The 26,079-nt window shown below is 69.3% G+C and carries 27 protein-coding genes and 1 pseudogene; 6 read left to right on the forward strand and 22 right to left on the reverse strand.

Annotated features, from left to right (window positions below):
* Nucleotide 1: 1 nt before the first annotated feature.
* Genes ABZT17_RS09995 through ABZT17_RS10015 form a run of 5 tightly spaced genes read right to left on the reverse strand, consistent with a single transcriptional unit; the run spans nt 2 to nt 4,893 of the window.
* The gene (locus ABZT17_RS09995; RefSeq protein ID WP_356346101.1) at nt 2-352 is read right to left on the reverse strand and encodes a hypothetical protein; all 351 of its coding nucleotides are present in this window, start codon (nt 350-352) and stop codon (nt 2-4) included.
* On the reverse strand, nt 352-3,042 hold the full coding sequence (locus tag ABZT17_RS10000) for an ATP-binding protein (protein ID WP_356346104.1): 2,691 nt from the start codon (nt 3,040-3,042) through the stop codon (nt 352-354). The genes ABZT17_RS09995 and ABZT17_RS10000 overlap by 1 nt, the downstream gene beginning before the upstream one ends.
* Nucleotides 3,039-3,626, reverse strand: a complete 588-nt coding sequence (locus tag ABZT17_RS10005) for a hypothetical protein (RefSeq protein ID WP_356346107.1) — start codon at nt 3,624-3,626, stop codon at nt 3,039-3,041. Before ABZT17_RS10005 ends, ABZT17_RS10000 begins: the two co-directional genes overlap by 4 nt.
* On the reverse strand, nt 3,623-3,964 hold the full coding sequence (locus ABZT17_RS10010) for a hypothetical protein (protein WP_356346109.1): 342 nt from the start codon (nt 3,962-3,964) through the stop codon (nt 3,623-3,625). Before ABZT17_RS10010 ends, ABZT17_RS10005 begins: the two co-directional genes overlap by 4 nt.
* The gene (locus ABZT17_RS10015; RefSeq protein WP_356346111.1) at nt 3,961-4,893 is read right to left on the reverse strand and encodes a conjugal transfer protein; all 933 of its coding nucleotides are present in this window, start codon (nt 4,891-4,893) and stop codon (nt 3,961-3,963) included. The genes ABZT17_RS10010 and ABZT17_RS10015 overlap by 4 nt, the downstream gene beginning before the upstream one ends.
* 707 nt (nt 4,894-5,600) lie before the next feature.
* Between ABZT17_RS10015 and ABZT17_RS10020 the strand changes: the two genes are divergently transcribed.
* From ABZT17_RS10020 to ABZT17_RS10030, 3 genes are all read left to right on the forward strand, one after another.
* On the forward strand, nt 5,601-7,043 hold the full coding sequence (locus tag ABZT17_RS10020; protein WP_356346114.1) for a hypothetical protein: 1,443 nt from the start codon (nt 5,601-5,603) through the stop codon (nt 7,041-7,043).
* Entirely contained in the window at nt 7,040-8,473 is a 1,434-nt protein-coding gene (locus ABZT17_RS10025) for a hypothetical protein (protein ID WP_356346117.1), read from the forward strand. The genes ABZT17_RS10020 and ABZT17_RS10025 overlap by 4 nt, the downstream gene beginning before the upstream one ends.
* Nucleotides 8,474-8,534: 61 nt before the next feature.
* The gene (locus ABZT17_RS10030; protein WP_356346119.1) at nt 8,535-8,927 is read left to right on the forward strand and encodes a hypothetical protein; all 393 of its coding nucleotides are present in this window, start codon (nt 8,535-8,537) and stop codon (nt 8,925-8,927) included.
* Nucleotides 8,928-9,046: 119 nt separating this feature from the next.
* Here the strand turns inward: ABZT17_RS10030 and ABZT17_RS10035 are convergent, their stop codons facing one another.
* From ABZT17_RS10035 to ABZT17_RS10090, 12 genes are all read right to left on the reverse strand, one after another.
* Complete coding sequence (locus tag ABZT17_RS10035; RefSeq protein ID WP_356346122.1) at nt 9,047-9,493, reverse strand: hypothetical protein; 447 nt, start codon at nt 9,491-9,493, stop codon at nt 9,047-9,049.
* 86 nt (nt 9,494-9,579) lie between these two features.
* Nucleotides 9,580-10,350: an aldo/keto reductase gene (locus ABZT17_RS10040; RefSeq protein ID WP_356346124.1), complete on the reverse strand. Its 771-nt coding sequence runs from the start codon at nt 10,348-10,350 to the stop codon at nt 9,580-9,582.
* Nucleotides 10,347-10,943 carry an AAA family ATPase gene (locus tag ABZT17_RS10045; RefSeq protein WP_356346126.1) on the reverse strand — a complete coding sequence of 199 codons (597 nt, stop codon included), beginning with the start codon at nt 10,941-10,943 and terminating at the stop codon, nt 10,347-10,349. Before ABZT17_RS10045 ends, ABZT17_RS10040 begins: the two co-directional genes overlap by 4 nt.
* Nucleotides 10,940-11,545 (reverse strand): 3'-5' exonuclease, encoded by a 606-nt coding sequence (locus ABZT17_RS10050; RefSeq protein WP_356346128.1) that lies wholly within the window; start codon nt 11,543-11,545, stop codon nt 10,940-10,942. The genes ABZT17_RS10045 and ABZT17_RS10050 overlap by 4 nt, the downstream gene beginning before the upstream one ends.
* On the reverse strand, nt 11,542-12,729 hold the full coding sequence (locus ABZT17_RS10055) for a radical SAM protein (RefSeq protein WP_356346131.1): 1,188 nt from the start codon (nt 12,727-12,729) through the stop codon (nt 11,542-11,544). Before ABZT17_RS10055 ends, ABZT17_RS10050 begins: the two co-directional genes overlap by 4 nt.
* Nucleotides 12,726-13,772, reverse strand: coding sequence for a nucleoside-diphosphate kinase (locus ABZT17_RS10060; RefSeq protein ID WP_356346133.1), 1,047 nt, complete (start codon nt 13,770-13,772; stop codon nt 12,726-12,728). Before ABZT17_RS10060 ends, ABZT17_RS10055 begins: the two co-directional genes overlap by 4 nt.
* A 14-nt stretch (nt 13,773-13,786) precedes the next feature.
* Nucleotides 13,787-14,809, reverse strand: coding sequence for a thymidylate synthase (locus ABZT17_RS10065; RefSeq protein WP_356346136.1), 1,023 nt, complete (start codon nt 14,807-14,809; stop codon nt 13,787-13,789).
* Nucleotides 14,810-14,880: 71 nt separating this feature from the next.
* Complete coding sequence (locus tag ABZT17_RS10070; protein WP_356346140.1) at nt 14,881-15,705, reverse strand: zinc-dependent metalloprotease; 825 nt, start codon at nt 15,703-15,705, stop codon at nt 14,881-14,883.
* A 186-nt stretch (nt 15,706-15,891) separates the two neighbouring features.
* Nucleotides 15,892-17,253: a glutamine synthetase family protein gene (locus ABZT17_RS10075; protein ID WP_356346142.1), complete on the reverse strand. Its 1,362-nt coding sequence runs from the start codon at nt 17,251-17,253 to the stop codon at nt 15,892-15,894.
* The gene (locus tag ABZT17_RS10080) at nt 17,253-18,767 is read right to left on the reverse strand and encodes an amino acid permease (protein WP_356346145.1); all 1,515 of its coding nucleotides are present in this window, start codon (nt 18,765-18,767) and stop codon (nt 17,253-17,255) included. The genes ABZT17_RS10075 and ABZT17_RS10080 overlap by 1 nt, the downstream gene beginning before the upstream one ends.
* An 89-nt stretch (nt 18,768-18,856) precedes the next feature.
* On the reverse strand, nt 18,857-19,855 hold the full coding sequence (locus ABZT17_RS10085) for a hypothetical protein (RefSeq protein WP_356346147.1): 999 nt from the start codon (nt 19,853-19,855) through the stop codon (nt 18,857-18,859).
* Nucleotides 19,856-19,967: 112 nt separating this feature from the next.
* Complete coding sequence (locus tag ABZT17_RS10090) at nt 19,968-20,417, reverse strand: hypothetical protein (protein ID WP_356346149.1); 450 nt, start codon at nt 20,415-20,417, stop codon at nt 19,968-19,970.
* A gap of 298 nt (nt 20,418-20,715) precedes the next feature.
* Between ABZT17_RS10090 and ABZT17_RS10095 the strand changes: the two genes are divergently transcribed.
* The gene (locus ABZT17_RS10095) at nt 20,716-22,044 is read left to right on the forward strand and encodes a hypothetical protein (RefSeq protein WP_356346151.1); all 1,329 of its coding nucleotides are present in this window, start codon (nt 20,716-20,718) and stop codon (nt 22,042-22,044) included.
* A 10-nt stretch (nt 22,045-22,054) separates the two neighbouring features.
* Nucleotides 22,055-22,621: a GNAT family protein gene (locus ABZT17_RS10100; RefSeq protein WP_356346153.1), complete on the forward strand. Its 567-nt coding sequence runs from the start codon at nt 22,055-22,057 to the stop codon at nt 22,619-22,621.
* A 71-nt stretch (nt 22,622-22,692) separates the two neighbouring features.
* Here the strand turns inward: ABZT17_RS10100 and ABZT17_RS10105 are convergent, their stop codons facing one another.
* Entirely contained in the window at nt 22,693-22,902 is a 210-nt protein-coding gene (locus ABZT17_RS10105) for a hypothetical protein (protein ID WP_356346155.1), read from the reverse strand.
* Nucleotides 22,903-23,118: 216 nt separating this feature from the next.
* Complete coding sequence (locus ABZT17_RS10110) at nt 23,119-23,367, reverse strand: hypothetical protein (protein ID WP_356346158.1); 249 nt, start codon at nt 23,365-23,367, stop codon at nt 23,119-23,121.
* A 332-nt stretch (nt 23,368-23,699) separates the two neighbouring features.
* Here ABZT17_RS10110 and ABZT17_RS10115 point away from each other — a divergent pair, with 332 nt between their 5' ends.
* Nucleotides 23,700-24,110 carry a hypothetical protein gene (locus ABZT17_RS10115; RefSeq protein WP_356346160.1) on the forward strand — a complete coding sequence of 137 codons (411 nt, stop codon included), beginning with the start codon at nt 23,700-23,702 and terminating at the stop codon, nt 24,108-24,110.
* A 210-nt stretch (nt 24,111-24,320) separates the two neighbouring features.
* Here ABZT17_RS10115 and ABZT17_RS10120 read toward each other — a convergent pair.
* The 3 genes and pseudogenes from ABZT17_RS10120 to ABZT17_RS10130 form a co-directional block, all read right to left on the reverse strand.
* Nucleotides 24,321-24,544: pseudogene (locus ABZT17_RS10120) on the reverse strand (transposase); the annotation flags it as partial.
* 302 nt (nt 24,545-24,846) lie between these two features.
* Entirely contained in the window at nt 24,847-25,107 is a 261-nt protein-coding gene (locus ABZT17_RS10125; RefSeq protein ID WP_356346162.1) for a hypothetical protein, read from the reverse strand.
* Entirely contained in the window at nt 25,104-26,063 is a 960-nt protein-coding gene (locus ABZT17_RS10130; RefSeq protein ID WP_356346164.1) for a hypothetical protein, read from the reverse strand. Before ABZT17_RS10130 ends, ABZT17_RS10125 begins: the two co-directional genes overlap by 4 nt.
* Nucleotides 26,064-26,079: the final 16 nt, after the last annotated feature.

The raw sequence follows: 26,079 nt of genomic DNA on the forward strand, positions 1-26,079 counted from the left end.
GTCAGCGCCGCCTTTGCCCAGCAGGCCTGCGCAGCCGCCACACCACGAGAGCACCCACACCTGCACAGGCGGGCACGAGCCTCCACGCCCTGCCAACGACGTCCTGATGACCAGCGGAAGCATTGGCTGCGGCGCCGCGCTCGCAGTACGACTTGGCCGGGCCCACGATCAGGGCGCAGGGATCTTGGTGCGCGGCGTCGGCGGCGAAGGCCTGCCCGGTGTGCGGCCACCACCCCTGCGGCACGCCCACCCCGAGGGCGAGCACGACCGCGCCGACGACGACGGCGATCACGGTAAGGACACTCACGGCGGCGGCGACGCGCCTCGCGCGGTTCCAGGACAAAGTGGTCATCAGACGGTTTCCTTCGGACGGGGCTGCGCGGCCTCACCGGCGAGCGGCTCCGGCACCGTGGGGGAGACAGCGCTCGCGCCGCGTCCCGGCGTGGTGGTGATGGACGTCGTGATGCGGGCGATGCGGGGGATGGAGACCTTGATGCGGCCGGTGTTCTGCCGCGGGCAGGTCAGCAAGAACTCGCCCTCCCGGCCCCTCTGGCCGACCGGAGACAGGCCGGTGGTCACCAGCCGCAACAGCTCGCCGTCGTCCGGGTCGAGCCCGACGAACTCCAGGCCGCGCCGGGCGCGTTCACGATCCGCGGTGCGGGTGAGTGCCCGGTAGGCCATCAGGCCGCGGTCGGGGCCGAGTTCTTCGGCGTCGTGCGAGCCCGCCAACAGGCCGGCGCCGTGCTTGCGGCCGTCGTGGAGGATCTCGTGGACCAGGGCCGTGCCCTCGGCGGACGAGGTGAGCCAGTACAGCTCGTCCAGGACCACCGCGGTGAACCGGTCGGGGTCCTCGAAGGCGGTCTGCCGGGCGATCGCGGCGATCAGGTAGAGCACCGCCCGGCCGATCAGCGCCTCCAGCGGCTGTTGGTGCAGGATCTCGGGGTTGGCGAACGCGGCCTTCGGGGGCAGCTTCAGACCCGTGGTGGTGATCACGATCATGTCGGAGGCGCTGGAGGCGTCCAGCCGCACCGGCGGCAGCGTCGGGTCGAAGACCATCGCCGCCAGAGAGTTGGTGGCGACGACCCGGATGAGGCCGGCGAGGGTCGCGGCCGCGTCCTGCCGCTTGCCCGCCTCGCGCGTCGCCATCTCCTCGAGGACCTCAAGGACACGGTGGATGGACGGGGCGCTGCTGAGGGCGGCCTGTTCGACGGCGTGGTGCAGGACCTCGCCACTGGTGCTCATCGGGCCGATGCCGAGCTGCAGGGTCAGATAGGACAGGGCGTAGTGACGGCCCTCGGGCCCGTCGAACATGCGCAGCGGGTCGATGGACACCTCGGCCTGCGCGGCATCGATGATCTGGACCCGGCCCTTGGCCGCAGTGCGGGCGAAGGTCGCCCACTCGCGGACCGGGGTTCGGTCGATGCAGATCGCGCAGCCGCCGCGCGCCCACACCGCCTCCGCGATCAGCTTCTGCAGGACACTCTTGCCCGCGCCCAGATCCCCGACGATGCCCATCGACGCGGAGGCGTCGACCTTGGGCGCGTCCGCCACGTTGATCATGACGGGGCGGGTGGTGCCGCAGTCCAGGTCGATGCCGAGGAACATGCCGCCCGGGTCGCCGACCTCCGCAGCGGTGAAGGCGCCGGCAAGCGCCCAGTCTTCGGAGACCTGGTGCTGGGTGAACTCCCGCACGACCCCCGGCCGTACCGTGCCGGGCAGGCCGAGAGCGAAGAGAGCTTCCTGCAGGCCGGCCGGGCGTACAGCCCGGTAGTCGGCGCCGCCGAGCAGCGCGGCCAGGGCGCGGGCCCTCGCGTCGCAGACGGCGGCGGTCGGTCCCCACACCGTCAGCACGGTGACGGACTGCACCTCGACCTCCACGCTGGTGCGGGAGAGACGGGCATCGAGCTCGCCCAGGTCGCGGGCGGCTTCGGTCAGGGACGCGGGCATTCCGGTCGGGCGGGCGTCGTACTGGTCGGCTTGGTCGATGAGTTCGTTCTTCTTGCGCCGCACTTGGTCGCGGGCCTTCTCCGCGGGCACGAGCGTCAGGTCGACGGTGTAGTCGACGGGAAAGTCGAGCATCTCCAGCTGGGCGAACAGGTCGGCGGCATCCTGGCTGATGGCGGGCGGGCACTCGGCCAGCGCCAACTGCGCCTGGTAGCCGACCCCGTTGTCGGACTCGACCTGCAGCCAGCGCCGCCCAAGCGGCGAGCCGGTGTTCACTCGCCACCAGGCCTTACGCCCGGATCGTGTGATCTGCCCCGCGCTCTTGAGCTCGTCGACGTCGTCGAGGTCGGGGTCGATGCCGCCTTCCTGCAGGCGGACCTGGCCCAGGTCGGCGTAGCTGGGGGAGCGCAGCACGCCCTCACGGATCTGCCCGCCGTGCAACTCGCTGGTCTCGGCCTCCGCCAGCAGCGGCTCGGCAAGTCCGCGGTGCAGGGCGTGCTGGATCATCCACACGATCTCCGCCGGCCGGGCCGGGCGGAAAGCGATGCCGCCAGCGAGCGCGGCCTCCACTCGTGAGGCCTGCTCGTGATACGCGCTCACCTCCCGCCGGGCCACCGGTGCCGGCCGCATGCCCAGCATTGGTGCGACCTCGGCCCACGCAGGGCCGAGCGACGCCGACACCTGCAGGCCGCCTGTTTCCGTCTGAAGCGGCACGGCCAGCCACAGGGTGCGGCGGTGCATTTCCTGGTCGTCCAGCAGGTCAAGGGCGGCCTCGACGTTCTCCACCCACGGGTGCCGGCCCGCACCGGGTGCCTGCTCGGCCGGCTCGATGCCCTCGATCATCCTGAGGGCGATCTCACCCGGGTCGACCTGCGCGCACAGTGAGTACAGGCGCGGGGCCCCGGACAGCGAGCGCACCAAGTGGGTGATCTTTGCCAGTTGTTCGTCGCGGACCGGGTCGGGCACATAGGTGCCCTGGACGGTCTCCTCGCGGCGTCCCTGAGTGTCCGGGCCCGGGTGCAGGCGGTAGATCGCCCACACGCTGCCCTGCGTCGACCACACCAGGTGCCCGGCGATGTGACGGATCGGAACCCTCACCGCGCACCCCCTTGCTGGGCGAGCGCGAGCAGCTGCTGCACACCCGACACCGGCCCTGCCGCTGCCGCGGGAACAACCAGCTGGGTGCGGCGGGGTTTCGACGAGCGGTCTGGGGCCGGGCTCAGGTGCGGCACCCGGACTGGACGCCGCTGCACCGCACGAGAAGGTGCGGACTGCGCAAGGGGGCCGGGGGCGGGCGCTGGCGTGTCCTCGATGGTGAAGCCGCCGAGGAACGGGTGCGCAGCGCGGTCGCGGGCGGCCCGCCCGCCGATCCGCCCACCGCGGGGCTGCCAGAGAAGCAGCACCCAGCCCAATGCGGCCTGCATCGGCGCCCGGCCCCGGACCTTGGGCTGGCGCACCATCCAGATGACCAGGCCCCACCCGACGACGGGGACCGGCCCCATCCACGACCACCAGCCGATCGTCTTGACCAGAAGGAAGCCGCCCCCGACGGCGACCGCGATCTGCGCGGGCGTGTACGGGCCGAGCGGGATCCTCCAGTCGGCGACCTTGCCCAGCACCCAGGGGTGGCGGCGGGCCGAGGTGTAGAAGCGGCCTACCCGTGCCGCGGCGATCGTGCTCACAGCCAGCCCCCGACGCCCGGCGAGTGATCACGAGAGGCCGAAGGTTCGGACCGGACGACCCCAGGAGCGGCGGGCGCGCCCTTGGCCGGGTTCTTCACCTCGTCGGTGAACATGTTCGCCAGGTCGTTGCGCGAGTTGTACAGACCGAGCGCGATCACCATCAGCAGCAGGGCGCCGATCCCCGCCTTCAGCGAGAACTTCTGGATCATGATGACGACGACCAGGCAGATCAGACCGGCCTGCAGACCCTTGGTTGCCCACTCCTTGAACATGCTGATCCACGAGTTGCCGAGGTCGTCCAGCTGACCGGCGAGCACGAGGCTGTGCACGGTGTTCATCGGCCACCCCCGTCCTTGGCCATGCCGGACTGAAGCGCGGCGACTTCCCACCGGCCCGAGCGGGCCTTGAGCGTGAGCTCGTACACCAGCGGCCACCGGCCGGTCGCGTCCCGGGCTTCCACCGAGGAGAGGATCCGCACTTTCGTGCCGTCCGCCGGCACCTCCTCGGCGGCCGCGGCTTCCTCGACGGCGGACACCTCCTGGACGGCGACCGTCTGGTACGGGGCGGGAGACACGGCGGTGAGCTTCACGCCTGGGGCGAGGTAGCGGTCGACTTCCCCGGCACCCGTCAGGTAGGCGGCGAGGAACTGCCCGACGGCGGACGATAGATCCCCCTCCGGCACGGTCACGGTGTACGACGACTTCGGCACCTCGGCCCGGGCCGGGCCGGCCACCACGCCGGGCGCACCGGTCACCGTGAACGAGGAGCCCGCGTGGTCGGTGACCACCGGCACGGCGTAATACCGCACCGACCCGTTGGGGTACTGCGCAGCCACGGTCACCGACCACGCGCTGGCGCCGCGCTGCGCACTGCGCACCGCCGTCACGGAGCCCGGCGCCGACTGCGCATCGGCGGCCGGGGCGGGCAGTTCGACGTCCGGCGCCATCGAGTGCGCAAGCCGCGCCTGCGCACTCGTCTCGTCGTTCGCGCTGCTGCGCAGCCACGCGCCGACGAACACCTGCGCATAGCCGCCCGGGTCGGCGGCGGATGTCGCGGTGCGCATGGTGGTGGGCTTGGTCGCGGGGGCTGCCGCGACCGTGGTCGGGGTGGAGGCGACGGCGACGGCGAGGGCGATGGGGCCGGCCGCGATGACGGTCCAGACTGCCATGCGTGAGAGGCGTACGCGGCGGCGCATCGCCTCCAGCCGGGCGCCGGCCGCCATCGGAGCAGCGGCCTCGCTCTGTGAGGCCTGCTTGCCAGGGGACATGGTCAAACTCCCAGGTCAGAACGGATGTTGCTGACCTCGAGAAAACCCGGCGACCCCGACCCGACCACCGACCATGAACCCCCGACCATGGTCACGATGGGGACACGAAGTCCATGGTCGGGGTCATGGTCGGCCCGACCATGACCCCGACCATGGGTCAGCCGCGAGCCGGTGACAGGCCACCGCGTCCGGTGCTGTTCCCCGGACAGGCGACCGCTGCGCGATCACGTGGCGCCCGGCCACAGGGCCCCGGACACCGATGCGCAGACGGAAGCCGGCGGGGCCGTGACAGACGCCTGCGCAGTGCGCGATACGGACCTGCGCAACAGAAGATCAGGAAGTCCGGGTGGACTGCGCAGCGCCCCCATCACAACTCGACTGCGCAGGGCCCCCGGGCCGGTTGCGCAGCCCGATTGCGCAACCCCAGTCCGGGGCTGCGCAGTCGGCTGCGCAATCACTGAGCGCCCGGGCTGCAGGCGCTGTGGTCGGCCCGACCATGAGCCCGACCATGGCTGCTAGACGCCTCCGTTGCCGGATCGTGACCGATGGTCGGGGCTCGTGGCCGTCAGCCTGGTCGGGGTGGGCGGGTGAGCTGACGCCATGGAACGCACGCACGCCTCCACGCCCAGGACTCCCCGCCGCCCCACCGCGGCGGGGCCGGTGTGCCACCGCGGTCATGACGCGCGGCATGCGTCGGGGACACGGCGGTGAGCCGCTTGGGGGCGGGGATCCGCCGGGGCGTCATGGCGGCCGATCAGTTCACCCAGATCGCCAACGCTCTGTTTCGTGACTCCCGGCTGTCGTTCAAAGCCAAAGGGATCTTCGGGTACGTCTCCACGCACATCAACGGCTGGCAGGTGACGGTAACCGACCTCGTCCGCCTCGGCCCGGACGGACGCGAAGCGGTACGCACCGGCCTGCGGGAGCTCGAGGCACACGGCTACCTGATCCGTGAACGCCTGCGCCGCCCGGACGGCACCCTCGGCGAGATCGTCTACTGCATCACCGACCGACCGGCCATCTTGGACAACGCACTGCTCGAAGCCGGCTTGATGGTCACGTCCCCCGAGGCCGAGCACGCCGCCGGCCTCCCGGCGGGCATCCGGCGAGGCGTGATGGCGGCCGATCAGTTCACCCAGATCGCCAACCAGCTCTTCCGCGAGCCCCAGTTGTCCTTCAAGGCCAAGGGCCTCTTCGGCCTGCTCTCCACGCACCGGGACGGCTGGCGAATGACCGTCACCGACATCGCCCGCCGTGGCCGCGACGGTGAGGCAGCCGTCAAGAGCGGGCTGAAGGAGCTTCAGAAGCACGGCTTTCTGGTGCGGGAACGCGAGCGCGGTCCAGACGGGACCCTCGGCGCGGCCGCGTACTTCCTCACCGACCTGCCCGCTCTGCAAAGCAGCAGGTCACAACCAGAGTCGGGTTTTCCACCAGTGGATGAACCTACGTTGGCTGATCGCTCCACTAAGAACACCAACAGAAAGAAGACCAACAAGCAGAACACCAGCCCCCTCCGTCCGTGCCGCGGCGGCGCATCGCGCACACCGGGACGGACCAACCGGCCGGCCACACCGACGTCCCCGCCGGCCGCTCCCCCGGCGGATGAGTTGCACCCGGGGATCCGGCTGCTGCTCGACCTTGGGGCGGCTCGCCCCGAGCTGCTGCTGACGGGGCAGGCGCTGACCGACCAAGGCCGCGTCGTGACCGTGATGCTGGAATCCGGCTGGAGCCGCGATCAGCTGAGGCACGTCATCGCCGCCCGGCCCCTGCCCCATCCGGTACGTACCTCGGTCGGCGCGATCATCGCCGCCCGCCTGCGCGCTGCCCAGGCCTACCCGCCGCCCACCCTCGCGGCCGACCACCACGACCAGCCCGTGTGGGACGACCCGCCGCCGCAGCCGATGACCGGCTCCGCCGCCGCCCGCACGGTGAGCGAGGCCCTGACCTACCGGGCCCTTACCGAGTGCGCCGGCTGCGGGGTTCCCGGAACCGCCCCCGGCGAGGACCTCTGCCCGGCCTGCCTCGGCTGGCCGCTCTGCCGCACCTGCCCGGGACCCACACCCCGCCGCGCCCACCCCGACGGTGACGGCCGCTGCACCACGTGCGCCTCCGCCCTGACAGACCACCACCTGGAAGGAAGCACCTCGTGACGGACACGCTCCACACACCGCCACCGACCGCGCCCGCGTACCACGAGCGCCCCTTCACCCGTGACCCGCGGCGGTGGGACAGAGAACGCTCCCGCGCCCTGCGGACCGGCCACGTCCGCGACCACACCTGCTCGGCCGCCTGCGAACTGGTGCTCGTCCACGAGCGCACCCCCTGGGGCTGGCTCGCCTGGACCGTCCCCGGCGACGGCAGCCCGCCCGAGATCCCCCACCGGATCGCGGTGCTCACTCCCGGCGCGACGCGGACGCAGCGCCTTGCCCTGTGCTGGCTCACCCGGTGCCCCGCCCCGGACAGCGTCCCCGGGTCCCTGCCCTTCTCCGCCGCGGCCGTCGTGCTCCTCAGCCTGGTCGCCGGCCTGTTCGCCATAAATCACGGAGTCCCCGTCGACGTCGCCCTGCCAGCGATTCTCCTCGCCCCGCTGCTCGCCGAACACCTGCCCGACCGGCTGGACAGCCGGGCCCGCGAACACGTCCGCATCGTCGAAGGCGACGACGCCTGCCGCTACCTGCAGCGCCTCGCCGCCCTGCACACCTCCCTCGTCCAGGCCGCCGCCGGCAGCGACCGCTACGAACTGCGCCGCTCGGCCGAGATCGGCCAGGGCTTGCTGTGGGATGCCGCAGGCCTGCTCCAGACCCAGGACATCCGCTCGGCCTCAGACGGCCTCATCGCCCGTGAACGGCTGATGCTCCAACTCGTCCACCAGGTCGCGCAGATCGTTGAGCGCGACGCCACCGAGGGCGGCGCCGCCGATGCGGGCCAAACCCGCGAGCCCCGGCGATCACCGGGCCCATCGGGTTTTCGGCCGACGACACCTCGCACCACACCCAGCACACCACCGCTGAGAACCGTCCACATGCCCAAGCCTCAGCCTCAGCCCGAGTCGGGCCCGGCCGTCCGCACTCAGGACGTCTACCTGCTCTTCGCACACGAGCCGTACTACGTCGGCCCCGGAACTCAGGAGATCAACACCACCGTCGTGGCCGCTGGCTCCCTGCTCCACCCGCAAGTGCTCCAGCCCGACGGCACCCGGATCCACGACCTTCTCACCCAAGGACGCAAGCCGGGAGAGATCGTCCCGCTGTCCACCCTCACCTATGAACTGAACGGCGGCGTCGACTGGCCGACCGTCGGCGACTGGGAACACGTCACCACCGACCTGCTGCAGCTCGTTCGCTTCGGGAACTGCGATGCCCTCAGTCTCGGCCTGCCCGAGATCGCGCGAGCCCTCGTTTGCACCGGCCCGCACAGCCACGTGCGCGCCTTCGACGCCGCAGCCGACGAGTTCGTCGTCTACGGGGTCGCCGAGCGGGCCGCCGTGCTGGCCGAGGTCGACGTCTTCCTTGCCGGCCTCGTGGCCGAACAAGACCTTTGGCCCGGCGATGGCCTGCTCTCCCCGCAAGCCCGCGTGTGAGTCGGCGAGGGACCGCCGTGGTGCGGCGTGTACCTGCGGCAGCGCAGCAAAGGGGAGCTGAGTGCGGGCGGGCGACGCCGGCGACGTACGCCTTGAGCCCGTAGCGGCTGTAGGTGCCGCCCTTGACGAGCTTTGCTCCCGGGGGAGGAGTGGGGGCCGGCTTGCGCTTCGCACGCACCGACTGGTCGCCGCCGATGAGGTGCCGGTTGTCGACGAGGGCTTCGCAGTCGAACGCGGACACGTCGGCGAAGGGGCGGCGGCAGCTCTTGCAGCAGGTGTCCAGCGCGTCGATGCGCTGCTCGACCTTGGTCTTGAAGGAGCCGCGGAAGTCCGCGACGCGAGCCACGGCCTCCTCGACAACGATCTCGGCTGCGACGACCCAGGTGTGGGGGTGCTTGGTCGTGGTGGCGGAACGGGACGAGGACTCGTCGGTCACGTGCTGGTCTCTCCCTGAGAAATCCGGGCCCGCTCCAAGGCCGTGGTCACTCAGCGAGACGCGGCAGTGAACGATTCCGTTACGTCCACCGCCGCGTACTGCGGCGGAGCGCCTTCACGTGCTGGGCCAATGGCACGTCATTCTTGAGCCAGTTCCAGGGGGATGGACGGTTGCACAACGCCGTCCTCGATGTAAGCCGTCCCGCTAGTGGCGAGGGCCTGCAACGCGACTAGGAACCGGAGCCTGCCCTGTGGTGGGAGGTCGTCGAGGACACGCATGGTCGGCAGTACGCGGACGTTTGCCCGCGGGTCGCGGTACTCAAGGTGCCCGACGGCCTCGCGGGTCATCGGCTCAGTCGCCCAAACGTGCGTGATGACCTTCCTACGCCTCATCCGGGTGCAGGTCAGAGCGACGCGCCGAAGCAGGGGGAGGCCCTCCTTAGCGCCGCGAAGTACGCTGTGGGCGGCTTCCCTTGGTTGCTGCCCGTCGTACACGGGCCCGGTAGGTATCAGGATGAGCTCGCGCAGGTCAGCGACGACCAGCGAGTCCGGCCCCACCGGTACAAGCAAGGACACCCCGATCACTGGGGGGCGCCAATCCTCGTACGCAGCCGTACCTCGCTCAGGGGCTGCGTGGCGCAAGGCTGGCATGGCGGCTGTGATGGTCGGCATCAGCCGCTGCTCTCCACTGCGGCCACGATCTCGGCGAGGTGATGCGGCTGGCTGGTGCTGGGGATGGGGGCGATGTGGCTGCCGTGGTTGAGGAGCCATTGCAGTGGTGCGACTGGTCCGTTCGCGTTGGCGAGAGTTCCGGCGTCCAGCGGCCGGTAGGCGACGTACGGGATGTTCAGTTCCGCGCACACTTCGACGGCGGGGTCGAAGTGGTCGGTCGTGTTGAGGACGTTCTGCACGGTGGCGACGGTCAGGTACTTGCCGGCGCGGAGGATGTCCTCGCGGGTAACCTTGGAGAGGCCGATGTACCCGATCTTGCCTTCTTCCTGGAGGGCTTCCAGGACGGCGAGTTGGTCTTCGAGTGCCACCTCGGGGTCGATGCGGTGCAGGTAGCACAGCTCCAGGCGCTCGACGCGTAGTCGGCGCAGGCTCGCTTCGACGCAGGCCCGCAGATAGAAGGGACTGCCGAGCGGCCTCCATTGGCCCGGGGCGGGGCGGACCATGCCGACCTTCGTGGCGATCAGCACTTGCTCGGGGTAGGGGTAGAGCGCGTCGCGGATCAGGTGCTCGACGGTGTGGGGGCCGTAGGCGTCGGCGGTGTCGATGTGGGTGATGTCGTACGTGTGTACGGCCTGGCGCAGGACGCTCAGCGCTGTGTCACGGTCGGTGGGATCGCCCCAGGTGCCGGGGCCGGTCAGGCGCATCGTGCCGAGGCCGAGGCGGGAGACGGTCTTCCCGGCGATGGTGATGGTGCCTGCGGGAGAGGTCATACCAGGGCCTCCTTCAGGCAGAGCTGGATCGCGGTGTCGATCGCGTGGGCCTGGCTGTCGGGGTCGCTGGTCACGCGCTGGTGGGCGATGTCGTCCTGGTCCAGGAGGAGCTGGACGTGTTGGTCGACGAGGCGGCGGAAGCGGGCGTCGTACTCGTGGCCGGTGTCCACGGGCATGCTCTCGTCGAGCGTGGTGGCGAACAGCAGGTCGTACTTGGGGAGTTGGGTGGAGGCGAGTGTGAGGAGGCGCTCGCGCTCCAGCCGGGGCGGGACCTCGCCGCGGTATGCGAGCGCGGCGTGGAAGTAGGCGATGGCGTCGTGGGCGGCCCGGTCGATGAGCACGACCTCGGCGCCCTGGACGGTCGCGGCGATTTCGTCGGCGATGCCCTGCGTGATGATCCACTCCGTGGAGTCGGCGGTGTGGTGGTGCATCTTGGGCAGGCCAGCCGCCGCGGCGCGTTTGCCGAGGCGGCCGGTGCGGGCCACGGTGACGCCTTCGGCACGCAGCTCCATCTCGATCCGTTTGAGGAGCGTGGTCTTGCCGGTGGAGTGGGTGCCGAGTATGGCGATGCGGAGGGGCTGTCGGGTGGTCACCACAGTTTGGGGTCCTCTGCTGGTTCGGGGGTGCCGGGCAGGCCCGGGGGGACGGCGGCGGTGATGAGCTGGTCCCAGGTCTCGTAGTGGTCGGCCATGGCGAGCAGGAGTTGCGCCGTGGCGTACGCGTCGTATGTCGCGCGGTGCCGGCCGACGTGCGGGGCCTGTGACAGGTCCGGCTGCGCGTGCTTGATCAGCGCGTCGAGCGTGTAGGTGGGCAGGTCCTTGTACGTCGTCCTGGCCAGGCGCAGGGTGTCGAGGACGCCGGCCGGCTCCCATGCGGGGAGATGGCGGCTCAGCTCGCGGTAGTCGACGTGCGCGTGGTGGGCGCAGATCCAGGCGGTGCCTAGGAAGTCGCCGACCGGACCGGAGAGTTCGGGCCACGTCGGCTTGTCGGCCAGGAGGTCGTTGGTCAGGCCGTGGATGGAGGCCGCGCGTGCGGTGACCGGCCGCTCCGGTCGGATCAGCCAGGCCCCGGCCGTCGTGGTGTCCGGCCGCCCGTCAAGGATCGGCAGCGCGGCGATCTCGACGAGGTCGGGCGGGTTGGTGCCGTTGCCCTCGACGTCGACGACGAGCAAATCGGGCCAGCTCTCGAACTTCATGGGGTGTCGAGTCCGTTCTCCGCCTCCCAGCCGATGGGCGCCCGGCCGTGCTGGCGGTAGTGGTGGGGCTTGTCGCGGTCGTGGCACTGGTAGCCGAACCCGTGCTGCAGGAAGTAGCGGGGCGGCTCGTCCAGTCCCTCGACGACGATGGCACGATCGTTGACCTCAACCGTGCCGATCGCCCCCAGGGCGCGCGCCTCGCGGGTGACCTCGGCCAGGTCGGGCCTGACCCACGCCTTCGCGCACAGCGCGATCTGCTTGGGCGGGCAGATGCTGCACAACTCCCGCACCCCGTAGTGGCCGTTGTAGTCGGCTTCGCCGTGCGCGTAGGCGACCCCGCAGCTCGTCTTGCGGAACAGCGTCCCCCACGGCTCGCCGCCGAGCTGGGCCTGTTCGAACGCGTCCAGGATGCGCTGCTCGGCCAACTCCGGCATGATCTTGCGGCGGGCGGTGCCGTCGTACGGTTCCGGAATGCCGTTCGCTTCGTAGTAGGCCTTGATCTCCTCGCGGAAGAACAGGCCCGTGAAGACGGTGGCGTGCGCGTGCAGGGACAGTTCACGGGCCCGTTCGATGTGCTCGTCGGAGTCGTTGAGCCCGGGAACGATGGGCCGCCAGTACAGGACGGTGCGGTAGCGCTCGGCGTGCTCGTACAGCATGCGCAGGCTGTCCGCGGCGTACGCCGAGTTCACCGGCTCGATCTTCGGGTGGTCGATGCCTGAGTGAGTGACCAGGATCGTCAGCCGCAGGTTGCGGAAGGAGTTGAGGACGGCGCAGTCCTTGGCGCTCACCCGCCACCGGGTGATGACCAGCACGTGGTTGGTCAGGCCCCGGTCGTCGAGCTGCTGGAGTACGGCGAACAGGTGCGGCTTGACCACCGGCAGCATCGGGTCCGTGGCCCGGTTGAACAGCTGGAGCGGGGTTGTGTGGGGCCGGAAGTAGGGGTGGGCGAGCAGGGCGCTCACGGCGGCCTCGTCGCTCATCAGGCGCTTGGGGGTCTTCATGGTGAAGTTGTCGAAGAGATGGCGCACGCAGTAGGCGCAGTCCAGCGGGCAGCCGACGATGTGGTTCAGCGACAGGCCGGACTTGCGGTACTCGATCACGTCGGCGAGTTCGGGCTTCAGCTCGCCGATCTGCTCGGCGGTCAGCAGCGGCAGCAGGCGGCGCGGTACGGCGGGAGCGGTCACAGGGCACCTCCGGAGCGGTTGGCGGTCGTGGGCTGGCGAGGCACGCCGTTGGGGGCGGTGAGCAGCGATCGGCGGGATGCGCCGAACCAGGTGCCGAAGTCGCGGCGGGCGGCGTCTGCGTCGTCCGAGGTGTGCACGAGGTTGTGCACGAGGCGCTGTTCGGCGCTGGCGCGCTCCAGGCTGTCGTTGCCGAGGTCGCCGCGGATCGTGCCGGCCGCAGCCCGGCTCGGGTCGAAGTGGCCGAGAAGTTGGCGCAGTTGGGCGTGCAGGCCCGGTTCCCCGTAGGCGAGTGCGACGGTGACGGCCTTGCCGGTGTAGACGTCGTCCAGGCAGGCGGGGATGTCTCGGTCGGTGAAGTGGTCGGCGTCGACAAGCAGGTCCCAGTAGTGCACGTCGATCTGCCACCGCTGCACGATCATGTCGCGGCGGTTGGCCACCGTGATCCCGCAGGCCTTGATCCGCTGCAGGACGGCGTCCACCAGGCCGTGCTCGATGGCGTCCGGCTTGCACAGGATCACCGAGCAGCGGTCGAAGTCCGAGACCTCCAAGCGGCGCCCGGGCCCGTACCAGGTGCCGTACTCCCGCTGCGCGGCGCCCGGATCGTCGCTGGTGTGCACGAGGTTGCGCACCAGGCGCTGTTCGGCGCTGGCGGCGGCCAGGCTGTCGTTGCCGAGGTCGCCGCGGATCGTGCCCGCCACCGCCCGTGTCGGATCGGTGTCGCCGATGAGCTGGCGCAGCCGGGCATGGATGCCGGGTGCCCCGTGCGCCAACGCCACGGTGACTGGCCGTCCCGTGAACGCGGCGTCGATGGCGTCCGGCAGGTGGGGCAGCTGGCGCCGGCCGGTGTCGGCCAGCAGGTCCCGGTAGGCGACGTGCGGCTGCCACGGCTCGGCGATCAGGTCGCGGCGGGAGGAGACGGCGACGCCCGCGGCGGTGATCCGGTCCAGGACCTGGTTGACCAGGCCGCGCACGACCGCGTCCGGCTTGCACAGGATGACCGCCCAGCGGTGGAAGTCGACGCCGTCCACGACGGCGCCGCTCATCGGATGACGGCCCGTCACCGGACACCACCGACCGCCGCCGCGCAGGCCGGCCACTTGCGCACCATCAGCCAGCGCAGACCGGTGCCCAGCGCGGCCAGGAGATCGGCGTCGACCGCTTCGCGCTTCTCGTGCCGGATCTGCCGGTACAGCTCAAACAGCACCACTACCTGCTGCCAGTACGGCGCCAGATCCAGTCCCGCAATGTGCTCGGCGCTGTACCGCGTTTCGTTCGTCCGCAGCGCCTCTTCGTGCTCCAAGATGTACGCGATGGTCGCGCTCCCGGTGGTCTCCGGCATCGACGGGAACGGGAAGTAGGGGACGCTGGGACGGTGGTCGGCCTCGTCCAGGACGCGCTTGACGCGGTCGGCGTTGGCGTCGTTGACGTGCGCGGAGCCGATCGTATGGGTGTAGGTCCCCAGGTCCAGGCCGAGTTGGGCGGCCGCGTACTCCTGGATCATGGTGAAGGAGAAGACGTCGGACAGCAGACCGCAGTCGAGATCGTTCGCCCGCATGTGGCAGACCATGTGCAGTTGTCCATCGCGCGCCAGCAGGTGCAGTCCGGCCAGGCACGCGACGTCGGGGTTGGCGCGATCCCTGAGCTCCTTCGCCGAGAAGACCGGCAGGTAGCCGCGCTTGCTGTCCGGCTCGCTCACCAGGAGCTCCAGCACCTGGTTGAACGGCGACTGCCCGGTGCCGCCGGCCGGGCTGAACAGCGAGTAGCCGTAGGCGGAGCCGCCCAGACGGATGCCGTCGGCGCTGCTGGCCCGCATGGACGGGGCGTAGTAGCCGATCATGTCCAGATCCCGGCGGCCGGCGAGGTACCAGAGCGCCTCGGCGAACTGGAAGACCACATTCGCCTTGCGCTCGGCCAGGTACGGCAGACGCTGGCGGGGATCGGTGAGCCGGAAACTGGTCCCGATCACCTCACGGGCGGCATGGCCGCGCGCGTCAATCAGGTGCTCCGGTCGCTCGGTGGCGAGCCGCAGCAGGGATAGGTAGGCCTCTTCGACGGTGGTGAAGGTCGACGCTGTGAGCACAGCACTCTCCAGATCGAGGGAACGGATGGGGCCGGCGGCCCGCGGTGTGGCCGCGCGCCGCCGGGTGACTGCTAGCCGGCGATGCGTTGGCACCACGTCTCGGGGGCGGCGGCCTCCTCCGCAGTGGGCAGCAGGTCGGGGTCCTTCCAGACCCGGTTGGCCAGGTCGATGCCGTGTGCGCCGACGGCATGGGCGATCAGGCGAGCTCCGGTCTCGTACGCCGCGCTGCTCGGGCCTGCCTTGCGGATGCCGGGGATGGCGGAGGTGAGCCGGCAGCGCCACGACCGGCGGGCCTGCGTAGCGAAGTCGACCTGGGCGCCGAAGAGGTGGGCAGTGACCTGTCGGTCGGTCCAGCGGGCATGCCCTTCGAGGAAGGTGGAGATGCCGCGATGCCCAGCTGTGATCCCGCGCTTGTCTGGAAAGAAGGTGTCCCACACCGTGGCGCTGTGGGCCGCCATCTGCAGATGGTGCGTCAGCTCGTGTGCGATCAGCTGGTAGAGACACGGCTCGGCGGCCAGGAGGCCGATGTGGTGCAGGGCCCGGGCCGCGATGATGGTCTCGCTCTGTCCGTCGGCGGCCACGTGGGTCTCCCCACCCACCATCGGCCAGACCAGGGCCAAGAAGACACGAGCGGCCTTGAGCTGGAGGGAAACGGCAGCGCCCTCTTCGGGCGCCAGTCCGAGGTCGAGCACGTCCTGGGCAAGCAGGCGTTCCTTGTCCCGGAGGGACTCCTTGCGCCAGTTGCTAGGAGTCAGCAGTCGGAAGCGGACCTCCGGAGGCAGGGGAAGAGCGGTCGTCTCCTGCACGAGCGGGGCCACGGTGCGCAGGATCGTGGAGATCCTGTCGCGCAGGTCGAGGTGGCGGTGGGTGTCGTCGAGGACGGTAAAGAGGGTCACTGGGTCCTGTCCGTGATTCATCTGGTCATGGGTGCCGAGGGGCTTCCGGCCCTGTACCGCAGCGCTCCACGCACGGCGCGCAGGGCCGGAAGTGTCCCCTTCATCCCCTGGACCGCCGACAGCCCGGGAAAGGAAGGAGGGTGCCCCTGCCGCCGAGGGGGGAGTTTCACTCGGCGGCAGGGAGTTTCAGCGGGCGCCGCGGAGCCGTTCCGTGTCGGTGACGTGCGTGCGGTGCCACAGGAGCTCGGTGCGCGCCAGGTGGGAGTAGTGCCGTACGACGTCCTTGCCGAGCAGGCGCTCGGCCACGGGGCTGGCGTCGAAGTGCTGCAGCGCCTCGCCGAGATCGCTGTAGAGCGGCATCGCGCTCTGGTCCTGGTACGCGTCCCCGTTGCAGGCCGGCGGCGCGGTCAGCTCTTCCTCGATGCCGTAGCCCATGGAGGCGACGTAGGAGGCGAGTGCGAGATAGACGTTCGCGTCGGCGCCCGCCAGGCGGCACTCCAGGTGGGCGCCGTCACCATGTCCGGTGAGGCGGATGGCGCAACCGCGGTGATCGTGGCCCCAGTTGTAGGAGTGAGGGGCGAACGAGTGCGGCCCGTAGCGCTTCCAGGAGTTGACGTTCGGCGCGTACAACGGGCCCATGTGCGGCAAGACGCCGAGCAGTCCCGCGACGGCTTGATCGGCCACCGTGGACAGCGGCTGCCCCGGATGATGGGCGAAGTGAGCCGTGCCGTCATCTGACCACAGCGACAGGTGCAGGTGCAGGCCGCTGCCGACACCCGTCTCCGGGGCCGCCATGAAGGCGGGGATCATGCCGTGCCGTCCGGCGATGTCACGGACAACGTGCCGGAAGACGGCATAGTCGTCACAGGCGCGCAGCGCGTCGCCGTAGGCAAACGACACCTCGGCCTGCCCCGCCGCCCCCTCCGTTTTGATGGCCTCGTGGACGATGCCGGCATCGCCCAGGGCGTCGCTCACGTGGCGGAAGAAGTCACTGACCGCGGGCGGGTGCTGCAGGCCGTAGTCGAGGTTCTCGCGCCATGCCGGTGTCCGCCCGGACGGCGTATCCGTGTAGAGCAGGAACTCGATCTCCACGCCGACGCGTGCCTGGTATCCCAGTTCACCCAGGCGGTCGAGCTGTGTCTGCAGCATGCTGCGGGGGGCTACGGGGACGGGTACGGCGCCGTCGAAGGGAGTACCGATCACCAGGGCGGTTCCGGGCCGGTGCGGCAGCAGGCGGGCGGTCGCCAGGTCGGGGCGGACGAGGAAGTCGCCGTAGCCCTGATTCCAGCCGGTGAGGTCGAAGCCGTCCAGGGGGGCCATGTCGACGTCGGTTGCCAGGATGTACGAGCACATCTCGGCACCGTCCGCCATCCGGTCGAGGAAGACTCGGGCGTTGAAGATCTTGCCCTGGAGTCGTCCCAGGTGGTCCGGGACAGCCAGCATGATTTCGGTGATGGCCTCCTCCTCCAGGAGGCGTTCCAGCACCTCCCGTGAGACTGGGTCGGCCAGCCAGGGGGTCTCGGTGCGGATCGGCGTTTCTGCGCTCATCAGAATCCGCCTTCGGCGAGCAGGGCCTCACCGGGCTGGGCCGTGTGCGCGGTGGTGAGCCGGTAGTCCCGCTTACCGACGGCGATCCACGTGCCCCAGGCCAGCAGCAGAGCGACCAGCAGTGTCACGCCGGCATAGTTGAAGGAGTCGACGGTGATCGGCTTCGACTGGGGCAGGCAGAAGACGACGGTGATGATCACGACGTAGGTGACGGCGATGATGCCGATCGGCCGACGCCAGCGCCCCAGGCTCCACGTGCCCGGCTGATATGCGTGGCCCTTGCGCAGGGCGAGGAAGACTGGGATCCCGTACGCGGGAATCATCCCAACCGCGTTGATCGCGGTGATCGCGCCATAGGCAACAGGCGACCACAGCGCCGGAAACGCGAGCGCATAGGGGACGGCGACCGCGAACCAGACCGCCCGGACCGGCGTCCTGCGCGCGTTGACCCTCCGCCAACTCTTCGACCCCCACAAGGCCCCGCTGCGGGAGAACGCGTAGACCATCCGCGAGGCCGCGGCGACCTCCGCGTTCCCGCAGAACAGCATCGCGACGATCACGATCAGCAGCAGCGCCTTCGCCCCGCTTGCGCCGAGCACATCGAGGAAGATCTGCGCCGGGGGCACTCCGGTCTCGGTGTTCTGGGTCTTGGCGTAGTCCTGGATGGCGAACAGCAGCCCGGCCAGGAGCACGAACCCGGCTGCCCACGACCAGCCGATGGCGCGGACGATGCCCCTGGGCACGGAGTTCTGGGCGTCGGTGGTCTCCTCGGCGACGTGCGCGGAGGCGTCGTACCCGCAGAACGTGTAGCCCGCCAGGAGGGAGCCGATGAGCACAACATAGAACGGACTGGAGAAGCCAGTGTCGTTGTGGAAGTGCGTGAAGACGAAGCTCACCGACTGGTGCTTGGCCGGCGCCAGGGTGAGCGCGCCGACGATGACGGCGACGCCCCCGAGCTGCCACCACACCGATATCGAGTTCAGCACGTTCACCAGCCGCACCCCGGCCGAGTTGAGCAGTCCGTGCAGGACCAGGATGGCCGCGAAGATCAGCATGGTGCCGCCGGAGGTCGGGGTGACGTCCCATTGCAACTGGGCGAAAGCCCCGATGAACGCCGCGGCGCCGTAGTCGATGCCGGCGATCGCGCCGAGCAGACCGAGGAGGTTGAGCCAGCCCGTCACCCAGCCCCAGGGTGCTCCGCCCAGCTTCTCGGCCATGAAATAGGGGCCCCCGCTGGTGGGGTAGGCGGAGACGACGTCAGCGAGGGACAGACCCACCAGCAGCGTGAAGAAGCCGATCACGACCCAGGTGCCGATCATCACCGCGGGCCCGCCGTGTCCGAGGCCGAAGCCAAACAAAGACATCCCGCCGGCCAGGATGCAGATCACCGAGAAACTGATCGCGAAGTTGCCGAACGCGCCCATCTTGCGGGACAGCTCGGGCTTGATTCCGAGGGCTGCGAGAACATCATCGTCACTGGCCGGTTCAACGGGGCGAGCGTGTTTATGAGTCACCAGAGAGCCACTTTCGACAGAAGAGGGGTGCAAAGAGCGGAGCGGGGAGCCGATCGCCAGGCGGTGCACGGCTGTTCATGGCGGCCGCTCTACCGCTGGACGGACGAGCGGATGCGGAGGAACTCGTGCCTCCAGTCCTTGGAGCGGCCCAGGCTGGCGTTGATGTCCTGCCACGGCTGCGGCACGGCGTAGGGGCCCATCGCCTGGAACACGCGTGCCGCACGGTGGGTCTCGCCGCACGCCACCAGGGCGTGGGCCAGGTAGTTCAGGTCCCACTGGGACAGCCACGCATGCTCGGTGTGGGGAACGCGGACGAACCATCCGTCGTAGGCCTGGACGGCGAAGTGCCGCACCTGTTCCGTCTGGAAGAACCCCAGCGCGCCGGTCTGGCCTTGGCCGTGGCGCTGCCGGTAGACGTCCATGAGCGCGTACAGCGGCAGCACCAGGAGTTCGGGATTGACCACCCGGCCGGCGACCAGCCAGTGCACGTACTGCAGGGCGACAGCGGGGCTTTGGCGGTACATGAAGTACTCGCGCATGCGGTGGTGGCCTTCCCGACTGCCGAGATCACGCCAATTGATTTCGTTCAGGAGCGGCCACGGCCCCAAGAAGTGCATCACCGGGTCATTTAGCCGGTCCCACGGCTGGACCCGCCTGTTCCAGTAGGGGTCAACAGAGCTTGGGTCTAGGACGAGTTGGGCCAGTTGGAGTCTGCCGATCCACGGCTCCGGCGACTTCGGCCAAAGGTATTCCGCTCTCTTCCACTCCTGCTGCGCCATCGCCGCCGCGCGCCCCACCACGTCGGCGACTCCGCCGCCGCGGTGCAGGTCGAGGGCGGCCTCGGTCAGGGCCTTGGCCCAGAGAGTGACCGCGTGCGGGTTGTTCGGGTCCTCGTCCCGCCACATCTTGATGATGCTGCGATCGCGTGCATCGGCCACCAGTTGATGACAGCGCCTCGCCCGCAGTGACCAGTTCTCGGCTGTTCTGGCGAGGAGGTCGTGGGTGGCTGCGTAGCGCCCCATTTTCAGGTCCTCCAGGGCGGCACGCAGATCCGTGTCGGCACCGACAGGACTGACTATCAGGTTCATGTCACCGGGGGGCGCCGTTCGTTCTCCACTGCGGGCGGAGGGGGCGCTGGTCGTTAATGAATCGGGCATTGGGGGCCTCGGAGTCTTTTGGGGGAGCGGGCCTGTCCTGGGGCTAGTCCACGGGCCACGTCTTCGGCAGCACGACCTGGACTGTCTTCCCGATGACCTCATCCGCGTCGTTCCGCTTCACCCGCCATGACAGGCGCCCGCGGTAGTGAGGCACCCACCACAGTCCAGTGGGCTTCCCATCCACGGCTGCTGTGGTCGCCACCTCGTCGAAGCGCGGGAAGTCGGGGTCGGCGTCGTCGACCTCGATGACCAGGTCGTCGGACTCGTCCAAGCAGATGAGCCGTAGCCAGATCCGATTGCCGTAGAAGGCCTTTCCATGCTTTGCAGCGTTGTCCGCGAGCACAGCGGCGACCCGGCAGGCCGCATCGATGTTTCCGGACCAGCGCGCGGCGTTGAGACGGGGACGAGTACGCAGCCGCGTGTTGGGGCCGATGAACTGCTCCGCGCTCATCCAGTCCTCCCACAGGAACTTCGGCTCGCTGTCGATCTCCAAGAACGCAGGAGACGTGGTATTCGACTGGGTCACGGGTACTCCCGGGAAACATCTGTGCTCGCTCGGACACGCTCCGCTAAGAGCTGGTATGAGCGTTGCAACGGCAAGCAGACGGATCTACCCCCAAACCGCCCTCGGCTCTTTGCTGCATTTTGAAGGTCGCCCCCGGATTTCCCTCGGACTCCCCTCGGTCTCACCTCGGACTGATAAGTAACGTCTGTAGAGGGCAACTTGATGAGGGAAGGGCTCTACCGTCGGCACAGTGACATGCCAGACAAACCGATGAGAGGCGGGCGCCGTGTTGTTCTTCCGGTTCGCACTTGAACAACGCGGAATACGCACCCCCGAGGATGTGCGGGAGCTCTACCGCGAGACGGCGAGGAAGCTTGGCGACCGTAGCGGAGAACCAGCGCTCAAGACCGTCGAGGGGTGGTTGTACGAAGGGCGGAAGCCGCAACGAGCCTTCCGCCCGGTCATCACTTCGATGCTCGGTCACACCATCGAGGCCCTGTGGACCGACGTAGCCGCCGGTACGCCGCCGGGCTACATCTCGCCGAACGGCACGTCACTGACTGACTCCCGTGCCGAGGTTGGCGCGGGCCTGATCGAGATGCAAAGGACGGGCGCGATGGCCGTGCAACGCGCGAAAGAATTCATCCTGGGGAAGGACCGTGGGACGGTGGGCGACGACACGCTGGGGCTACTTGACGATGAAGTCAACCGGCTCGTGCTCGCCTACCCCCGCGAACCCCTCCCTTCAATCTGGGACGACTTGCTGACTGCTCAAGACCAGGTCTTCCGGCTTCTGGAGGGCGGTCGGATGAAGCCGTCGCAGCTACGCGACCTCTACTTCAAGGGCGCCGTGCTGTCGTTCCTCGTCGCTAAGGGCTTCAACGACATGCAGGCCCCGCATCAGGCGATGACCATGACCCGCGTCGCCGCTTCCTGCGCACGCGACGCCGAACACCCCGGTCTCATAGCTCTCACCGACGGGCTCAAGTCTCTCATCGCCTACTGGGCAAACAAGCCCGACGACGCGCATCACTACGCCAGCCAGGGGGCAACGATCGCAAGCCCCCTCCGTGGAACCGTGGGACTGTGGCTCCTGGGGCTGCAGGCGCGCGCGGCCGCCGTGCTCGGCGACGACGAGACGGTACGTCGGGTCAATCACCAGGCAACCGAGCAGCGTGACCGCGTCGTGCCTGACGACCTGGATGCTCTCGGCGGCCTCTTCACCTACTCGTCAGCGAAGCAGCTGTACTACGTGGTGGAGTCGGAAGCTCTCCTCGGCCACGGCACTCCAGAGCTCGGCATGCAGGCCGAAGAGGCTGTGCGCGCCTTCGCCGACACCACGTCCCCGGACTGGGCGTTCGGAGACCTGGCCGGCGCGCAGTGCGACCTCGCGATGGTCCGCCTGAACGGCGGAGACGTCGACGGGACCGCTGCAGCTCTGCGACCGGTCCTCGATCTTCCCGTCACACACCGCAATAACGGCATCATCGTGTCCGCGCTCCGCGTGCGGCAGGCCCTGGTGCAGAGCCCGGCCGCAACCGGGAGGATCGCTCGCGACCTGCGCCAGGAAATCGATGTCTTCCCGGCGAGCCGCACGGCTCTGCCCGCCGGGTAGAGTCCGCAGCATGTACCCGGTCCAGCGTTCCGGCCCCCGCCTCGGCCTCCGTGAACTCTCACTTGACGACGCGGAAGCGGTACTCGCCATCTACGGCAGCCCCGAGGCGACAGAGCACCTGTCGTTCGAACCGCGTACGCGCGACCAGGTGGGCCAGATCGTGGCCAAGTCCATTGCCTCGGCCACGACGGAGCCCCGAAGCGAGTACGCCCTTGCCGTAGTCGAGCGTGACACGAACGGCTTGATCGGGTTCGGTCGTATCGCCCTCGACCCACATCAGCAGCACGCGGCCACCTTCGGTTTCGCACTGCGCCCAGATGCCTGGGGGGTCGGCTACGGCCTCGAGACGGTGCGCCTCCTGTTGGGACTTGGATTTGAGGACATTGGCCTACACAGGATCTGGGGCGCCCGATCTCCACTGAACGAAGCTTCGGCGAAAACGATGGCGGCAGCGGGCATGGTGGAGGAAGGCATCATCCGAGGCCACATCAAGAAGGCAGGTCGGTGGCGGGACTCGGTCGTGCATTCGATGCTTGATGAGGAATGGCCGTCGAGTTCACGCCCTGCCCAAGGGTGAGTAGGCCTGGCGGGATACGAGGGGCTGACCGGCCTCTTGGATCCCGCCGCACGAAGAGGCGGAGGACGTAACTACACTGCCCGCCAGCCGCGCAACCGCTCAGCGATTCCGTACGAGTCCAGCCGCAGAGCGCGTACGTCAGCAATCAGCTCTCGCCACGCCTCGAACTTCATGTTCACCTGCTCGCCATGCATCCCCAGGTACGCGATGGCCAGGCCGTAGCCGTACAGCTCGTTGCGGGCCGGGAGCGGGCGCAGCATCACGCACTCTTCCAGGATCACCGCGGCCGCCAGAAGGCCCTGCTATCCCCACCACGGACGTCCACCTCCTATTCGCGCACGAGCCCTACTACCCGGCCGCCGCCCAGGAGATCAACACCACCGTCGTGGCCGCAGCCTCCCTGCTCCACCCCCGCGTACGGCAGCCCGCCGGCGCCCGCATCCACAACCGGCTCACCCGCGGCCGCCGGCCGGGCGAGATCGTGCCGCTGTCCACCCTCACCCACGAACTCGACGCAGGCGAGCGCTGGCCGGAGGCCGGAGACTGGGAGTCAGCCACCGAAGACCCTCGATCAGCCCGGCCCAGTCGGTCTCGGTCATCGGCGGTCCGTCCGGGGTGATCCCGGACGCCTCCGCTGGAGCCAGGTACTTCCTGACCGTCTTGCGGTCCACCCCCAGTGACGCGGCCAGCGCGCTCTTCGAGCGGCCTGCGTACCAGTGGACGTAGATCTCGGTGATGTCGACCACGACGAACGTTCTCCTCGCCATCCGGGCTGCCCATCGGCCTGCCGAACCACGGGACGAGGAACACGGACAGCTCCGCGACGACCAGGTTCCTCGATCCCGGACTCCGCGCCACCCATGGCCAAATAGGAGGAACCGCCACAGAGAGTCACATGACGCTCAAACCGCCCCGCATAGTGAAAATGTCGTGTCTCGGCGATCTCCGGGCAGTCTCAAAGATCTCCGGGCATCGGCCCCTACGTCCCGCTCAAGTCCGGACACTCGGGTACCGGCTTACTCATCCCATGCCTCTCCCGGGTCTGGCGGTGGCGGCTGGTCCGCCGGACGATGACTGGATGGGCAAGCGAGAGACGCCGGAGGAAGCGGTCCGCCGACTCGGGCGGGAGGTTTTCGGGTTCCTGGCGGAGGCGGGATTTACCGGACCTAACGACGTCGATGGTGGCTTCGATTATGCCGGTCACGACCTGCGGATCACCATTTACCACTACTTCTGGAAGAACGAGGCTGAAGTGGTCGCAGATGTCGGCATCCTGGGGGACTCTGGCCCCAAGAGCCACGCAAGCATTGCCCAGCTCTACGCCGAGTGCAGCCTCGGGGCCATCAATCATCTGCCAGGCGGCGCCAGCAGCACCAGGCTGGCTGAACTTCGCGTCCGAGCCTTCGCCTCCGCTCTGAGAGCCTTGCTGCCATACCTCCTCACCCCCAATCGCACCGCGCTCGTCCGCCAGGCATCTGCCCGGCCATGACGCTCGATGCCCGGGTGCCGGGCAACGTTGATGTTCCAGTACGGTTCTGCGGCGGGCTGACGCATCAGATCGTAGAGCCGGTCATGGTCTGCCGAGTGCACAGCGACGGATGCGCCGTCCCCAGGGGAAGCCGTGGTCGCCAGGATGGGGAATTCTGTGAAGCTGATCATGTAGATCGCGGGGAATTACCGAATTAACTGATCGTCGACACACCGTGGCCCACGGAGCGAAGTCGTGCGGGAGACAGCGCCAGGGGATGCCGGTGCGGTCCACGTACAGGATGGGGTTCATGATCTGGCGCAGGTCGTGTTCGGGCGGGCGGCCGATGGCCAGTGCGTGGGCGCGGCGCTGGTCCCGCCAGGAGTCAGGACGGGCTCGATCAGGTTCCAGCGGGCGTCCGACAGGTCGCTGGGACAGGGGCCGTGCAGAGTCATGTTTGCGAAGTAGCCGACTGCGGCCGGCCCCGCCAGCGGTCAAAGGGCGGCGCTCGGGGGTGTGTTGGGAGCAGACAGGAGCAGTCGGAGCGAAACGGCTCCCAGGCGTCCCGGGCGCGTTGACTGCCGCATCAAACACAGCAGCCCCGGCGTTGCAGGACTCAGGAAACGCCACCAACTCGGCCGAGACAGGACCAAACGCTCAGTTAGCAACCCTGCTCACAGCTGAGGCCCCCGGTAGAGGGCCACAGACAGGCGTCTCGTGGCCGCGCGTGGTGGTGATTCCGTCTCCCGCGTGGCGATCACACGGCGGGCAGCAGATCTGGCACGTCGTCCACACCGAGGAGCAGGACGTGGTGGCCGACGGTCTCCGTGACGCCGTCGGTGACCTGCTCGAGGTCCAGGCGCAGCCGGATGCGGCCGGCGCCTTCGCCATTGGCCGCAAGAGCATGTTCCAGTTCGTCGTCGAGGCGGTCCGCCACGGTCTCGGCCGCGGCGTAGTCGGCCAGGTCGCGGGCGAGGAGCTGGCGGGTGGTGGTGTCGCGGAGCTGGTAGCTGGTCATCGGGGCTCGTCCTTCGGTGTGGGGTGAGCCGTGGTCGAGTCGGCGATCCCGCGGGCCGCGTTCACTGCGCGCGACCAGACGTCGGGGCTGCCTCCGTGCTCGCGGGCGAGGGAGGCAGCGAGTCCACGGATGTCGCCGCGCTTGCGCAGGGCGGCCAGGGCGACGGCCGTCCGCCGGTCGGTTTCCGTTCGGGCCGGCGCGGCCGCAGGGCGGTGCTTGAGGGCGGTGCGCACGACGTACTCCCAGGACCTTTGCGGGCCGCCGTACTGCACGCTGAGCTCTGCGGCCAGCCCCGGGTGGTAGCCGTCGCGGTCGATCGCCTCGGCGGCGTACTGCTCGGCCAGCTGCGTGGCGGTGAGCGGCTCACCGCCAGCGCGGGCGCTCAGCTCGGCCGCGAGAGCCTCCTCGAGGGCGGAGGGCCGGCCGACGGCCGCGTCGGCCTGGTGCCCGGGGCGGCGGCCTGCCTTGCCGAGCTTGTCCCCGGTGCGCTTCTTGTCGAAGTCCTGCAGGTCGCCGACACGGAAGGCGGGGATCATGCGGCCGGTCGGGCCCTCGACCGGCTCGGCGAGGGGCTTGGGGAAGTAGCCGGGGTTGTCCTTGAGGTACTTGCGGATGGCCGATGCTCCGTTGAAGCCCAGCCACTTGGCGGCCGTGTTGATGGAGACGACGTCCTCCGGGTCGGCCTCGTACAGCTCGGGGTCGGCCTTGAGGACCTTGCTCGCCTTCTCCTGCTGGAACCAGATGTAGAAGTCGCGGAACTGCTGCTCGTCGTAGAAGTCGCTCCCGTCGATACGCTCCTTCTCCGGGTGGCGGTGCTCCTCCGGCTGCTCGAGCCGGATCTTGTACCAGCGGGCCGCGGTACCGACGCTGGCGCCGGTGAACTCGCGGATCCAGTCGCGGTTGACCACGGCACGGTCGCCGACGACGCGACGCCGCGGGTTCAGGGCCTTTGACATTGCACTCTCCGGTTCG

The organism is Streptomyces sp. NPDC005648, assembly GCF_040605395.1.
In the GTDB taxonomy this organism is placed as follows: Bacteria; Actinomycetota; Actinomycetes; order Streptomycetales; family Streptomycetaceae; genus Streptomyces.

Coding starts and splice junctions, on each gene's coding strand:
- ABZT17_RS09995 (WP_356346101.1), bottom strand. CDS start 352: ATGACCACTTTGTCCTGGAACCGCGCGAGGCGCGTCGCCGCCGCCGTG.
- ABZT17_RS10010 (WP_356346109.1), bottom strand. CDS start 3,964: ATGAACACCGTGCACAGCCTCGTGCTCGCCGGTCAGCTGGACGACCTC.
- ABZT17_RS10015 (WP_356346111.1), bottom strand. CDS start 4,893: ATGTCCCCTGGCAAGCAGGCCTCACAGAGCGAGGCCGCTGCTCCGATG.
- ABZT17_RS10040 (WP_356346124.1), bottom strand. CDS start 10,350: ATGACCTCTCCCGCAGGCACCATCACCATCGCCGGGAAGACCGTCTCC.
- ABZT17_RS10050 (WP_356346128.1), bottom strand. CDS start 11,545: ATGAAGTTCGAGAGCTGGCCCGATTTGCTCGTCGTCGACGTCGAGGGC.
- ABZT17_RS10060 (WP_356346133.1), bottom strand. CDS start 13,772: ATGAGCGGCGCCGTCGTGGACGGCGTCGACTTCCACCGCTGGGCGGTC.
- ABZT17_RS10075 (WP_356346142.1), bottom strand. CDS start 17,253: ATGAGCGCAGAAACGCCGATCCGCACCGAGACCCCCTGGCTGGCCGAC.
- ABZT17_RS10085 (WP_356346147.1), bottom strand. CDS start 19,855: ATGAACCTGATAGTCAGTCCTGTCGGTGCCGACACGGATCTGCGTGCC.
- ABZT17_RS10100 (WP_356346153.1), top strand. CDS start 22,055: ATGTACCCGGTCCAGCGTTCCGGCCCCCGCCTCGGCCTCCGTGAACTC.
- ABZT17_RS10115 (WP_356346160.1), top strand. CDS start 23,700: ATGGGCAAGCGAGAGACGCCGGAGGAAGCGGTCCGCCGACTCGGGCGG.
- ABZT17_RS10125 (WP_356346162.1), bottom strand. CDS start 25,107: ATGACCAGCTACCAGCTCCGCGACACCACCACCCGCCAGCTCCTCGCC.
- ABZT17_RS10130 (WP_356346164.1), bottom strand. CDS start 26,063: ATGTCAAAGGCCCTGAACCCGCGGCGTCGCGTCGTCGGCGACCGTGCC.